Origin of the sequence: Clostridium hydrogenum, from assembly GCF_021432385.1 — a bacterium.
Taxonomy (GTDB): Bacteria; Bacillota; Clostridia; order Clostridiales; family Clostridiaceae; genus Clostridium_S; species Clostridium_S hydrogenum.
In genome coordinates, this window is record NZ_JAEACT010000004.1 from 370,936 (window position 1) to 384,263 (window position 13,328).

At 29.0% G+C, this 13,328-nt stretch carries 14 protein-coding genes; 5 read left to right on the forward strand and 9 right to left on the reverse strand.

What is annotated here, in order from left to right; translation table 11 throughout:
- Positions 1-150 precede the first annotated feature (150 nt).
- Positions 151-927, forward strand: coding sequence for a helix-turn-helix domain-containing protein (locus tag CUEA01_RS20015; protein WP_234123694.1), 777 nt, complete (start codon positions 151-153; stop codon positions 925-927).
- A 33-nt stretch (positions 928-960) separates the two neighbouring features.
- Entirely contained in the window at positions 961-2,850 is a 1,890-nt protein-coding gene (locus tag CUEA01_RS20020) for a sigma 54-interacting transcriptional regulator (protein ID WP_234123695.1), read from the forward strand.
- Positions 2,851-3,025: 175 nt separating this feature from the next.
- On the opposite strand, the gene CUEA01_RS20025 is transcribed toward CUEA01_RS20020, so the two are convergent.
- Positions 3,026-3,940 (reverse strand): ROK family protein, encoded by a 915-nt coding sequence (locus CUEA01_RS20025; protein WP_234123696.1) that lies wholly within the window; start codon positions 3,938-3,940, stop codon positions 3,026-3,028.
- Positions 3,941-4,056: 116 nt separating this feature from the next.
- Between CUEA01_RS20025 and CUEA01_RS20030 the strand changes: the two genes are divergently transcribed.
- Positions 4,057-5,301 (forward strand): helix-turn-helix domain-containing protein, encoded by a 1,245-nt coding sequence (locus CUEA01_RS20030; RefSeq protein ID WP_234123697.1) that lies wholly within the window; start codon positions 4,057-4,059, stop codon positions 5,299-5,301.
- Positions 5,302-5,330: 29 nt separating this feature from the next.
- On the opposite strand, the gene CUEA01_RS20035 is transcribed toward CUEA01_RS20030, so the two are convergent.
- Positions 5,331-7,259 (reverse strand): TcaA 3rd/4th domain-containing protein, encoded by a 1,929-nt coding sequence (locus CUEA01_RS20035; RefSeq protein ID WP_234123698.1) that lies wholly within the window; start codon positions 7,257-7,259, stop codon positions 5,331-5,333.
- A gap of 21 nt (positions 7,260-7,280) precedes the next feature.
- Positions 7,281-7,922, reverse strand: coding sequence for a hypothetical protein (locus tag CUEA01_RS20040; protein ID WP_234123699.1), 642 nt, complete (start codon positions 7,920-7,922; stop codon positions 7,281-7,283).
- Positions 7,923-8,309: 387 nt separating this feature from the next.
- On the opposite strand from CUEA01_RS20040, the gene CUEA01_RS20045 reads away from it, so the two are divergent.
- Positions 8,310-9,548 carry an MFS transporter gene (locus tag CUEA01_RS20045; protein ID WP_234123700.1) on the forward strand — a complete coding sequence of 413 codons (1,239 nt, stop codon included), beginning with the start codon at positions 8,310-8,312 and terminating at the stop codon, positions 9,546-9,548.
- A 295-nt stretch (positions 9,549-9,843) separates the two neighbouring features.
- Here CUEA01_RS20045 and CUEA01_RS20050 read toward each other — a convergent pair whose 3' ends face one another.
- Positions 9,844-10,416 carry a GNAT family N-acetyltransferase gene (locus CUEA01_RS20050; protein WP_234123701.1) on the reverse strand — a complete coding sequence of 191 codons (573 nt, stop codon included), beginning with the start codon at positions 10,414-10,416 and terminating at the stop codon, positions 9,844-9,846.
- Positions 10,417-10,526: 110 nt separating this feature from the next.
- Complete coding sequence (locus CUEA01_RS20055) at positions 10,527-11,057, reverse strand: 2'-5' RNA ligase family protein (RefSeq protein ID WP_234123702.1); 531 nt, start codon at positions 11,055-11,057, stop codon at positions 10,527-10,529.
- A 145-nt stretch (positions 11,058-11,202) separates the two neighbouring features.
- On the opposite strand from CUEA01_RS20055, the gene CUEA01_RS20060 reads away from it, so the two are divergent.
- Positions 11,203-11,667, forward strand: coding sequence for a pyridoxamine 5'-phosphate oxidase family protein (locus CUEA01_RS20060; protein WP_234123703.1), 465 nt, complete (start codon positions 11,203-11,205; stop codon positions 11,665-11,667).
- Between the two features lie 358 nt (positions 11,668-12,025).
- Here CUEA01_RS20060 and CUEA01_RS25315 read toward each other — a convergent pair whose 3' ends face one another.
- The 4 genes from CUEA01_RS25315 to cutA form a co-directional block, all read right to left on the reverse strand.
- Positions 12,026-12,151, reverse strand: coding sequence for a GyrI-like domain-containing protein (locus CUEA01_RS25315; protein WP_407929279.1), 126 nt, complete (start codon positions 12,149-12,151; stop codon positions 12,026-12,028).
- Positions 12,152-12,298: a hypothetical protein gene (locus tag CUEA01_RS20065; RefSeq protein WP_234123704.1), complete on the reverse strand. Its 147-nt coding sequence runs from the start codon at positions 12,296-12,298 to the stop codon at positions 12,152-12,154.
- A gap of 71 nt (positions 12,299-12,369) precedes the next feature.
- Positions 12,370-12,903, reverse strand: a complete 534-nt coding sequence (locus CUEA01_RS20070) for a GNAT family N-acetyltransferase (RefSeq protein WP_234123705.1) — start codon at positions 12,901-12,903, stop codon at positions 12,370-12,372.
- Between the two features lie 78 nt (positions 12,904-12,981).
- On the reverse strand, positions 12,982-13,314 hold the full coding sequence (cutA, locus tag CUEA01_RS20075; protein WP_234123706.1) for a Nif3-like dinuclear metal center hexameric protein: 333 nt from the start codon (positions 13,312-13,314) through the stop codon (positions 12,982-12,984).
- Positions 13,315-13,328: the final 14 nt, after the last annotated feature.

Consider the following 13,328-nt stretch of genomic DNA (forward strand, 5'->3'; position numbering starts at 1 on the left):
TCATTCTTTGCCTATGATAATCCTTATACAACTCAACCTCAATATTTATGTAATAATTAAAAACAATCTTGCAAATAACCATATTTTAAATATAATATAGTAATAGAATCTTGAAAAATATTCAACTTTTTGATGGAGGGATATTTAATAATGAAAAATGATAACCTTGAAATAAAAATAATAAAAAATAATATATACGAAAAAGCCTCTGAAGTTTTTATACATAACTTAAAAAAACTAATTCAATTAGAAGAAACTCAAAAAAATCTAGCTAAAAAAATAGGTGTTTCGGAAGACTTATTATCTAAATATAAATCTGGAGAGACCTTTCCTTCCATTGAAACACTTATTTATATGTGCCATAATTACCATATCAGCATTGATAATTTTTTAACTGTACCACTTTCCTCCTCTTATTTTGAACAAATATCAGAAAGCATGAACCTTTCAAACTCTATTTTTAAAGAAAACTATTACTGCTACTTTTTCGTTACAAATTCTTCAAAAGAAGGTTCTATACATGAAGGAACACTTTCAATTTCTAAAGATATTGCTGTTTTTAAAATATTAGGTGAAAATACGATTATTAAAGAATTTAAGGGTAGCTACAGCATTTGTGAAAATTTAATATTTTTCAATTTATATAGCTCTACCAACGGCTTTGCATATATTAATATGATTAAACCAAGCCTTAATAAAAGCAAATATGTTGGCGGCATCTCTCTTCTCTGCTTGCCTTCTGATGCAAATAGTAAACCCTGCTGTCAAAAAATTATAATAAGTTCTACTAAAATCGATAGAGAAAAAAATTATAATGCTTTAAATGATTTCTTGAGTTTTTCATCTGAAAACGAAAAACTTGGAAATATAAAAATTTCTAGATATGAAGACGAAAAGGTTTATGACTTCATAGAAACACTTATTTAAAGCATGTCCATAAAAATAAAGGAAGGTGACGCAATGCCTATAAACATAGCACTTATAACCCAAAACGAAACTCTCTCAAATTTATTTCCTATAGTCGCTAAAGAAAGAGGCTTTAATTCAATAATAAAACCAGCTTCCTTTACAAAAGCCCGTAAAATTGCACTAAAATTAGAAAATGAAGTAGATGCAATTATAAGTCGAGGTGCAACAGGTGAATTAATAAAAAAAGTTGCTAACATTCCTGCGGTTTCTATTCCTATAACATCTATGGACGTTTTTAGAGCTATCTATAGAGCAAAACAAGTTAGCGATAACATTGCTCTAGTTTTTTATAAAGAAAGCAGACTAAATAAGCTTGAAGTAGAAAATATGCTTAATGTTAAATTAACTGAATTTCAATTTGATACTGAATATGAAATTAATAATGTTATTGCCAAAGTAAAACAAAATAATTTTAAGGTAATTGTTGGTGGAATGGCTTCTACTGATGTTGCAATAGCAAATGGTCTAATAGGTATAACTGTAGAAACTGGTGAAGAAGCCCTTAGACAAGCTGTAGACGAGGCTTTAAGCTTAATAGAAGTAAGAAGAACAGAACTCAGTCGTTCTGCACGTTTTAAGGCAATCCTAGATTCAATAGGTGAAGGAATAATAGTTACAGATCAGCATAAAAAAATAATTACAAGTAACCCTTCTGCAAATAAAATGTTTAATAAAACTACCAAGGAAATATTAGATAAAAACATTCATTGTATAATTCCAAATTATAAAATAGATAGCATATTAAAAAGTGGCAAAACTGAAACAAAGGTCATTAAAAATTTGCACGGTTTAACCATTGCCGCAAGTAGACTTCCTATAAAAGTAGAGGGTAAAATAATAGGAGTTGTAAATACTTTTGAAGATGTTACCAAAATACAAACCTTGGAGCAAATGATACGAAAGAAAATTCACGAAAAAGGCTTTGTTGCAAGATACCATTTTGAAGATATATTAACTCAAAACGAACGCATGAAGGAACTAAAAAAGTTAGCCTTTTTATATTCTAAAACTGATTCTTCTATACTGATACAAGGTGAATCTGGTACCGGTAAAGAACTTTTTGCCCAAAGTATACACAACAGCAGCAATCGAAAAAATGGTCCTTTTGTAGCTATAAATTGTGCTGCACTTCCAGAACAATTACTTGAAAGTGAGTTATTTGGTTATGAAGGTGGCTCTTTCACTGGCGCTAAGAAAGAAGGAAAACAAGGTCTTTTTGAATTAGCTCACAACGGTACAATATTTTTGGATGAAATAGGTGAACTTTCTAAACCTCTACAGGCCAGACTTCTAAGAGTCCTTGAAGAAAAGGAAATTATGCACATAGGTGGAGATAAAATTATACCAGTAAATATAAGAATAATAAGTGCTACAAATGAACATTTAAGCACTCATATTGAGAAAAGAACCTTTAGGAAAGACTTGTACTACAGGCTTAATGTATTTAATATTAAACTTCCACCTTTACGTGACAGAAACGAAGATATTGAACTTCTTGCAACTCACTTTTTAGAAGCTTTAAATACAATAAATGTTGATTACGATGCCGTTTTAAAAAATTTAACCCCTATTTTAATAACCTACAATTGGCCAGGTAACGTAAGAGAACTTAGTAACATAATGGAAAGGGTCTCTCTATTTATTAAAAACAATGAACCTATAAAATGGGAAAAAATACTTCAAACGGTTATAAATAATGATGAAGGTAAATATACAATAAAATTAAATATATCTAACTTTGGAACTCTAAAGGATATAATAAATGACGTTGAGAAGCAAATAATAAAAGAAACAGTTATAAGATGTGATAATGACCACGGAAAAGCAGCTGAAAGGTTGGGGATAGGAAGAACAACTTTGTGGAGAAAAATGTCTACGTAATTGTAAAGTAACAATGCTTCGTCGCATTAAAAAAATCCTATAAATCTAAGGTTCAAAAATCATAAAATACTAAGAGATTTCAATAACTCGCTGAAAAAATGCTCAGACAATTAAAATATCTAAGCATTTTATAATTTTTTAACCAAGATTTATTAGGGTGTTTTTAGAGAGTTGCTTACTTATCACTTAGTTTTCCTTCCATAACAAGATAATTATATAGCGCTCCAATTAAATTTGAATCATTAAAAAATTTGCATGGAACAACCTTAGGCTTTTCCATTAAGAATGGTCCTAATTTTTCAGCATACTTTTCAATATTTTTCTGTATACATTCAATTAAGATCTTCTGCTGGCTTATACCTCCACCAATTGCGAATTTTTCTGGGTCATATATAAATTGCAAATTATATAATTGTGCTACCATATTACTACAGAACTTATCCAATATATCTAAGCTCTCTTTATCACCGCTATTTATATATTCAAAAACCTTATATCCATCTACAGCTTCAATAGGAAGTTCTTTAGCTTCTGCAAAAGCTGCACATAACGCTGGGACTCCATTTTGCCCTCCCCATAACTGTTTAACATCACAATTAAACTCCTTACTGTCACTAAAAATCGTACTAAATTCTCCAGCCATAAAATGCTTTCCCTTGTGAAGTTTTTTATCTTTAATTATTCCCCCACCAATACCAGTTCCTAAAATAACAACTATTCCATCATCACAATCTTTAAGATTTCCAACCCATACTTCAGCAAGTGCCGCACATTTTCCATCATTTTCTATAGTTATTGGCACAGGACATCTTTTTTGAAGTATTTGTACAATATTCTTATCACAATTGTATTGTAATGATCCACCAGAATATAAATAACCTTTATCACTATCTATTCTTCCTGGCAAGCTCATGGCCATTCCTTCAATTCTATTTTTATATTTATCAAAAATTTCTCCAATAACATCCACAAAATGCTCAATGGTATCCTTAGGTGTTGGTACTTTACTTTTTTCAATAATCTTAACGTTTTCATTCATAACAGCATATTTTATAAAAGTACCACCTACATCTAAAACTAAAATCTCCATAACAAAACACTCCCCTTAAATTTTGACTTTATACTATCATTTTTTATGCTATAATTTTTGTATATATTCCTTATTTATATAACAATATCTACTATAATTTAGAAAGGGTTTTTTATATGATTTTTCAAAACAACACAAATATATATGAAGAAATTAAATTTATTTCAAAAATGATGTTTGATATATTAAAAATCCCAGTATATTTCTTGGATGAAAGCAATAACTTAATAATTTCATTTGAGCAAAAATATAACAACAATCCTTTATCAAATAACAAGGAGATATTTACCAAACTCTTTCTTAACGAAAATAGCTGCAATTTCCCAATCATAAAATCTACTAAATGCTTAGAAAACTATTTTTCAATAAACCTAAAAATCAATAATAATTTTCTAGGTAAATTTGTAGTTGGTCCCTCAGTTTTTTCACCAGTAAATGAAGAAACCATAAATAAAATAATATTAGTTAATAATATACAACTAAATTACAAGATTAACTTAATAAAATTTTATTCTTCACTTAAAGAAATGGACTACCTTCTTTTAGTAAATGCAAGCCTGCTATTCTATTATTGCATCTACAATAAAATGCTACAACCTTCAACTGTAATTGAAAAAAATAGCTCAATAAAAAATTTGGAACAAAAGATTAAAAATAGCAATGACAAAATTTTTTTAGAAAATCGCCAAAATACACTTTTTCACCACTCATTGCAATATGAGAAAAATATTTTTAAATGCATACAAAAAGGCGATTCAGAAGGCTTACTTAGTTGTATTAATGCAAATCCCCAAGGTAAACCTGGTATGCTTTCAATAAACCCCCTCAGAAATAAAAAGAATCTTGTTATATGCGTAATTACTTTAGCCACTCGAGCTGCAATGGATGGAGGTTTAGACGCAGAACTTGCATACTCTTTAAGTGATGCATATATACAAAACTTAGAGAGAATTGAAAGCATACCTGAGATTGAAAACTTGAAAAATAAGGCTCTTTTTGCTTTTGCAGATAAAGTTCATAAGCTTAGGGAATTTAAATACCCCAAAAACATATTTTTATGCCAAAACTATATTTCTAAACATTTATATGATGATATCACACTTTCACATATTTCAAATTTTCTTGGTCTTAGTAAAAAATACTTGTCTAGTTTATTTAGTAAAAGCATGGGGATCACTTTAACAGAATATATTCAAAAGCAAAAAATTGAAGAGGCTAAGTTTTTGTTAACCTCAACCAATTATTCTATAATAGCAATTTGTGAATTTTTAAAATTTCACGATCAAAGTCACTTTACAAAAATATTTAAAAAGTTTACAGGTTTAACTCCTAAAAAATATAAAGATTCACCTACACTTTAGTATTAGTGTCCTCAAAATAAATAGTCACCTTAATTTATATCAATTTCTGTTCCATCCTGTATTTTGCTTGTGAAATAATTTGATTCCATCCCATCTACTAGCCATTTATTTTGAGATGTATCATAAGTTAAAACTATACCATAGCTATTTTCATCAAAACATTTAGTAGCTCCAATTGACAAATCAGCATTAAAGGTAACATTCACATTTAGAGTATAATTGTCCTCAATCTTATTTAATTCTAACGAACTTGGATCCACTATTATACTCTTTATTGTTCCTGAAAAACTTTGATTACTAGATTTATATTGATCAATATCATTACTTAAATCTCCCTTATACCTATCAGTTACATTTTCAAATTTACTTGAATCAAGAGCTTTGTTTCCACTTTCATAGGATTTTAAGAAATTAGATAATACTGGTTTTATTAGTTTGATTAATTCATCATTATTTTTGTCGAAATTTAACCCATCATCACTACCTGCTTTTAGCATTAATTTACTAGACTTCATTTTTCCCCATGGAAACTTATCTTCAAGTTGAATACTGTATTTTCCATTCCATGGCAGTGGTATTATATTATCAGAATCTTTAACTGTCGTTTTTGTATCTTTTCCATTAACAAATATTTCAGCATCATCACAATCATATGGATAGCTAACCTTTTCATTATCAATTTCAGGTTCTACATTGACTTCGGTTATACTAGTATTTTGAGGATCTAATATAACATCTTGTTTACTATCAACGTCTGCATAGCTTGTTTGTATTTCAAAATTCATTTTATACTTTCCAGGTAAATACGGTCCACATTCCTTTTCTTCATTATCTTCACTGGATGTGTAAATATTTTGCTTATTTAATGCCACCTTAGTATTTTTATATGGTGTTTTTACTTTAATAAAATAGGTTTGAAGCTGATATACATTGTTAGTAAAAAATAAAAACTTTCTTCCTGACGTAATAAGTTTTATATTGTCAAAAGAACTACTATTGCCATTTCCTTCCTCATTTATTGACGATATAACTTGAGACTTATAAGATGGATTAGCATTTAAAAAATCCGCATACACTTTAATATTGTTTTTATCAACTTTTAAATTAGGATTAGAAGCTACTATATACTTAGACATTTCAGCATAATTATTTTCTTTTATTGCTTGTATTAATTTCTCTGATACATGTCCTTTGCTTGTCATATTTGCTCCAATAGAAAGCAAAATAATACCAATTAATATTACCGTTGCTATAGTACCATATATCTTTTTTTGTTTTAAACTAATTTTTTGTACTCTTTCACTTATACTGCTTCCTTGTGATACTTGAAGCACTGCAGCCTTTGGCTCTGATACATCACTGGTATTTTCTTCCTTTCCTAAAACTACACTTTGAGCTGCTATTTCTCCATACGCTTCCTGACTTACAACAGCTTCACCAATTTCCAAGTAATCAAAAAGCAAACTGTAAAGACAAATTATCGAATTAATTATTCCTATAAACCAAATTATAATAAAGTAATATGACGCAAAACTTAAAACTGCTCCAATAACCAAATAATATACAATTTGTATTCCAGCTATCACCATGGATTTCCATATAAATTTATAATCCACCGCTATCTTTTTTATATTAAATCCTATAACTAATATTCCAAAAATTAATACAGTTACTATTATTACAAAAATTAAATTCCTAGAAATTAAATATTTAAAAATATACGAACTTATATCTGATGATACTGAATTTACTCCGTTACTTATATTTTCACCTAGTCCTAAACTAATACTTTGAAACGGTTTTGCTACTGCTTGTATCGTTTGTTTTACTATAAATGCAGGTATTACTACAATCAAAAATGGTACTAGCACTGATAACCCTATAAGTAAATTTTGTGATATGTTATCAAATAGTTTCTTTGAAGCATTTAATGGCTTTATTAATAAGTCTAATATCATAATGTTTCCCCCTTTACTTGCTTAAAAAAGATTCATTTTAAATGTGCTCATATCTAATTTAACCAATATAATCATCACTATTACAAATGATACTGAGCACGCAAAACAAATTCCATCACATAAGTTTGGTGATACATTACGTATATGTTGGTAATAATACACCGCAAATGCTATAACAGAAATAATCATAAAAATTAAGTATGCCATAATGCTTAAATTAATTACAACATTAGCCACGAATATAAGAATAGTAGCTGGTATTAATGAAACTAAAGTAATCTTCGCAACCCCAATAAAATCCTCTGAATTTTTAAATACATTAGTTTTTACAGCATACGTAACTAATGTACAAATTATATATACTATAAAAAAAGCTATAACTCCAATAATAAAGTATTTTGGTGAAGCTTTTGTATAGGTTACTCCATACGAATTACTTCCTCCTATTATAGAGTTTTCTAAGTTACTTAAAATTGCAAAAGCTTTAGATACTAAATAATTATTAAAAAAAACATTGCCAATTCCACTAAGCACAGCAAGAATAATAAACATGACAATGCTTGTACTGTTATTCTCAGCTGCACCATATGAATTCAACAATGCTTTTTTAGGTAAAAACTTAAAATTAATTACTATACCTTTTAAATTTTGTAATAAATTCATTTGAAAATTCCCCCTTATTGTGTTATTTATTATTAATTTTACATTAATTATCATTAAACTTCAACTTTTTACAATTTAATCGATATTTTTAACAAATTATATTTAATCATGATACTATATGTTTTAATTCTAAAAATTAAGTTTCATTTATAAAACATAGCTTATAATTCTTTATTTAATGGTTTTATTACAAAATTTGATATAATTTTATTTCATTTTTGAAACGTAACATATATTCCTTTCTTATTCACAGAATTCTTTTCAATTATACTTTGTTTAATTTAACTTATATTTAACGTTTCAAACGTTTTATCACTATATTTCTTTAAAATTGGCATGATTTTTGCTTGTTATATTACTAGATATCAATCGAACGGAGGAACATTAATGCTTTTAGTAAATACAAAAACATTTTCATCATTGCGCCATAGAGATTTCAGATGCTTTATTATAGGCCAAGGCATATCAGTTATAGGAACATGGCTTCAAAAAACAGCACAAACTTGGCTTTTATATACCTTAACGAAATCTCCACTTCTTTTAGGTTTACTTGGAGTGTTTGAATTCGGGCCAACACTTTTATTATCAACATTTTCAGGTGCCATAGTCGATAGATTTCCAAAAAAGAAACTGCTATATTTTACTCAAACAACCTATATGATTCAAGCCCTAATATTATTCTTATTAGTTTATACAAACCATATAACTTATTGGTCTATTTTTATCCTAGCAGTTGTTTCAGGATTTGCTACAACTTTGGATATGCCAACAAGACAGTCTTACTTTGTAGAACTCGTTGGAAAAGAAGATTTACCTAATGCAGTTTCACTTAACTCTTCAATCTTCAACATTGCAAAAATAATAGGACCTTCTATCGCTGGTATTATTATGCTTAAATTTGGTATAAAGTTTTGTTTCTTTTTAAACTTTTTAAGCTTTTTGGCTGTTCTTACAGGTCTATTCTTCATATCAGCTGAAAGCAAAGTAGTAAACAAACATCCAAATAATTTACTTAGCGAAGTTAAAGATGGTCTATTATACATTAAATCTAATACTAAATTAGTACAAACATTTATTATGATGGCAATAGTTTGTACATTTTCTATGAATATCGATGTAATTGCCCCTGTATTTTCAAAAACGATCTTAAAAATGGGTGCAAATGGATACACTTATCTATTATCTGCTATGGGAATTGGTTCTTTAATCGGTACTATCAAAATGGCAGGAATAAAGAGAAAAAAATTAAATATTAAACTTTTAAGAATAGCTGGATTTAGTACGGCAATTTTTCAAGTTGCAGCTTCATTTTCAAACAATTTTTATCTTTGTGCCTTATTTGTTCTAGGTGCTGGTTTTTCAAATTTAGCATTTTTGAATGGAAGTAATTCTCTTCTTCAACTCAACTCTTCGGATCAATACCGTGGACGAGTTATGAGTATATATACTTTATTTAACGCCGGAAGTGTGCCTATAGGCAATTTAATTGTTGGATCATTTATGAATTCTTTTGGAGGAAGGTCTGGATTCCTTTTGCCTAGTATAATAACCATAGTTTTAACTGGTATTTTCTCACTAATACACTTTAGAGAAAGCAAAAGCTTGTTACCAGTTCATAACAATTAATGCAATCACAATTTTTAAACATTGCGAACCTTTTTTCAAAGTACAAAGTATAAAGTACAGAGTACAAAGAAGGATGATTTACCCTTCCTTACGTCAGGTAAATCTTAAACTTAACTGTTGTTAGCTTCGCTGACAACAGTAATGACACAATTGCGTAAGCAATCAAAAATAAGTTATAAGATTTTCTGTAGCAAAGCGGAAGAAAATCATCCTTCACTGTACTTTGTACTTTGTACTTTGTACTCTGTACTTTGGTTTAATGGTTCGCAATAATTATATATTCTCCACCATGATTCTAATTGGATTTCGTATTATTCCTACTTAATTGCACAAATTCCCTTTTTAAAATTCTCATCATAACAAAATCATAATATTTATAATTATAGTAGTACCCTTCTTCTTGAATTCCTTCCTTTTTGAAGCCAACCTTCTCATAAAACTTCAAAGCATTTTCATTAAAGCCAACTACACCTATAGCTATTCTATTAAAATTTAAATACCCAAAAGCATAGTCCATTATCATATTAATTGTCTGCTTGCCATACCCCTTATGTTGATCTTCCTTGTCAGGAATTATAATTGTTAAATCCGTAGTTCCCCACGCATAAAACATTCTTAAAAGTCCTGTTTCCCCAATAACCTTGTCATCTATTTTCCTGACGATAGCAAACCAAACGCTATCCTTATCATTTCTTTCAATTATTTTTTCTGCTTGAAAAATACTAGTAGGCCCAACTTCTCCAATTTTCGCTCTTGTAGAAGGGTCATTATACCATCGGTTAAAAAAGCCCACATCCTCTTTTTCAAATGGTCTAAGATAAATATCTTCTGCTTCTAAAAATTTAACTTTGCAATTTATTTCATTCATTTATTGTATCTCCTAAAAAATTTAATATTTTTGATTTGAATTCGATAAATTAACATTGTACAGTGCTCCTCATCTTGATTCCTCCTATAAATCCAAATTGAAAAGATACCTTATATTAGCTTATAGTTCTCTTCTAAAACCCAAGTATTTTTATCCCATCTATATAAAGTTATGTTATCAAAGCTGCATTTAAAATTACATTTATACTTATTTACATAATCCATCATTTCCTTAAAATTTTCTTTAACTCTCTTACTAACAATTGTGCAATGAAAAACTTTTTCCTTCCCCTCATTTCTTTTCCATTCGAGCCAATCTAATTTTTTAAGTTCATCTATTAATTTATCATGAACCTCTTTAGCCTCTTTAGACAAGGTAACAGGCATATATATTACATCCTCTCTAAAATTAGAGTATCCCTTCACTTCCATATCATAACTTTTAAAATTATCTTTAAACTTTTCCAAAGTACTTTTTAAACTTAATATATTTTTCTCATCAGTTTCAAAAGGCGCCTTTATGGTAAAATGAGCTCCTAATTTTGAACGTCCTGCATTAAATTTGTATTTAAGCTCAGAAGCTAGTTTTGCATTTAACTTTGCTGCTTCTCCATTTATATTGCAAGCTAAGACATATCTCATTTTTTATTACTCCTTTTTTGTATTAACCTTAGAATTTGATTGAATAACTGATACTACAAAAATATTAAAACTTACACTTTTCATTATATCAGATTAAAACTATAATTGAAAAAGAGATGTCAAGGTAATAAAAAGGAGATTTATCATGTTTAAAGAAATGCGTAGAAAAGATAGAGAACTCACAAATGAGGATGCTATTAAAATTTTAAAAGATAATACTTATGGTATTTTATCAACCATAAGTGAAAACGGATATCCCTACGGTTTGCCAATAAGCTATATCTTTTTCAATAATTCAATATATTTTCATTGTGCTATTAAGGGACATAAAATAGATAATATACTAATTAATAATAAAGTATCTTTTTGTGTAGTTGGTGAAACTTGCATTTTACCTGATGAATTTAGTACAAATTATGAGAGTGTAATTGTGTTTGGAAAGGCAACCGAAGTTTTTGATACCGAAAAAAATGCGGTTCTATTAGAAATATTAAATAAATATTCAGCAGATTATATTGAACAAGGAAAAGAATATTTGAAAAAGGCAGGGGATGCTACTAAAGTAATAAAAATTAGTATAGAACATATTTCTGGAAAAGCCAGAAGATAAGACTCTTATAGATAAGCAATTTGAAAAGTTAAAATTACTTGCACCAAATTTATCCTGTTAAATTACAATTTGAAAAGCAGAGTACAAAGTACAAAGTACAGAGTACAATGAAGGTGGATTTGCCTTCCTTGCGTCAGGTAAATCTTAGAACTTATATAATGTCAGCTTCGCTGAACACCACTTGTGGTGCGATTGCGTTAGCATTAAGTTTTGAGATTTTTCGTAGCGTTAGCGGAGAAAAATCGTCCTTCATTGTACTTTGTACTCTGTACTTTGTACTTTGACTTCTCCTCGATAAATTGTAATTTATCAGAATGAATTTAGTATTATCAATTTCAATGTTCCAGATTGTTTATCTTTATTTAGATACAACCCTAATCCACACTTCGCAGTGTCCTTTTCCATTTCCATCTCCATAGTACATTTCCAGGTCATATCCATCTACTTTTTCATAATTAGAAGTTGGAAGCCATTCAGAGTATATTCACCCATTTAAAGCTCGAATACTTTCACCACTATCATTCTCAATTTCAGATTTTTCAGTTGTAAATATAGCCCATGTTGATGCTGGGACTTCTATCTCCTTGTACTTTCCAATTATGCTTTTGGGATTTTCCACTACACATAACATATACGGAAATGTAGCCCCTTCAGTTTTCCTATAGTCACAAATTGTAATTTATGCAGGATATTGCAAGGTAATTATTTTTCGAATTCATCCTTAAACACAGCCATAAGTATTTCATCATAATATTTTCCTTCTTTAAATATTTCATCTTTTAAAGTCCCCTCTACTTTAAAGCCGCATTTTTTATAAGACTTTATGGCTCTCTCATTAAAAGAAAAAACATTTAATTTTACTTTATTTATATTCATATTTTGAAAAATAAACTTTAAAAGCACCTTCATTGCATCAGTTCCATAGCCTTCCCCCCAGTAATTTTTGTCTCCAATCATTATTCCAACTTCCACCTTGCGAACAAGCCAATTTACATCTTGAACGCTACAGCCACCTATGTATTTCTTTGTCTTTATGTCTTCTATTGCAAAATTAAACTCACCATTTTGATTTGCTTTCTGTGATTTTACCCATTCTTCCTCTACCCATAAACTCATAGGAAAAGGAATTCTTGGCGTTAAAAATTTTTGCAATTCTGCATCATTTACAAACTCTGTTGCTACCTTTATATCCTCTTCCTTATATGCTCTTAAACAAACTTTTTCTCCATAGTACATTTTTAACCATCTCCATTAAGTATTAGGCATCTTAAAGAAATAACCGAAAGTTTGACTTCTTATTTTCTTTAAGATGACTTATTCAAATAATTCATTCATAATTGGAATAACATTAATTACTGGCTCTTCATAAGGATGAACTTTCCTTATAACTTTAAGTGCCTCCTTAACATACTCACCTTTACACCTTATTTCTACTTTGCATTCTTCTCCTTCACATATTTTTCCCACCTCACCATTAAAAGGATTGGAACCTTCAAGTGGTCTCCAATATCCTCTGGTTTTATTTATAGACATACAGTTATCATAATCTCCTACCCTGCATGCATTAACCTTATTAAGCTCATCTCTTAATTTGACTACATATTCATCTGGTACATAAATTTCAATTTTAAACTCTGTAAATTCCAAAACAACTTCCTCCT

Excerpts from the sequence above, each read along its gene's own strand:
- CUEA01_RS20015 (WP_234123694.1), top strand. The coding sequence starts at position 151 with ATGAAAAATGATAACCTTGAAATAAAAATAATAAAAAATAATATATAC.
- CUEA01_RS20020 (WP_234123695.1), top strand. The coding sequence starts at position 961 with ATGCCTATAAACATAGCACTTATAACCCAAAACGAAACTCTCTCAAAT.
- CUEA01_RS20025 (WP_234123696.1), bottom strand. The coding sequence starts at position 3,940 with ATGGAGATTTTAGTTTTAGATGTAGGTGGTACTTTTATAAAATATGCT.
- CUEA01_RS20030 (WP_234123697.1), top strand. The coding sequence starts at position 4,057 with ATGATTTTTCAAAACAACACAAATATATATGAAGAAATTAAATTTATT.
- CUEA01_RS20035 (WP_234123698.1), bottom strand. The coding sequence starts at position 7,259 with ATGATATTAGACTTATTAATAAAGCCATTAAATGCTTCAAAGAAACTA.
- CUEA01_RS20040 (WP_234123699.1), bottom strand. The coding sequence starts at position 7,922 with ATGAATTTATTACAAAATTTAAAAGGTATAGTAATTAATTTTAAGTTT.
- CUEA01_RS20045 (WP_234123700.1), top strand. The coding sequence starts at position 8,310 with ATGCTTTTAGTAAATACAAAAACATTTTCATCATTGCGCCATAGAGAT.
- CUEA01_RS20050 (WP_234123701.1), bottom strand. The coding sequence starts at position 10,416 with ATGAATGAAATAAATTGCAAAGTTAAATTTTTAGAAGCAGAAGATATT.
- CUEA01_RS20055 (WP_234123702.1), bottom strand. The coding sequence starts at position 11,057 with ATGAGATATGTCTTAGCTTGCAATATAAATGGAGAAGCAGCAAAGTTA.
- CUEA01_RS20060 (WP_234123703.1), top strand. The coding sequence starts at position 11,203 with ATGTTTAAAGAAATGCGTAGAAAAGATAGAGAACTCACAAATGAGGAT.
- CUEA01_RS20065 (WP_234123704.1), bottom strand. The coding sequence starts at position 12,298 with ATGTTATGTGTAGTGGAAAATCCCAAAAGCATAATTGGAAAGTACAAG.
- CUEA01_RS20070 (WP_234123705.1), bottom strand. The coding sequence starts at position 12,903 with ATGTACTATGGAGAAAAAGTTTGTTTAAGAGCATATAAGGAAGAGGAT.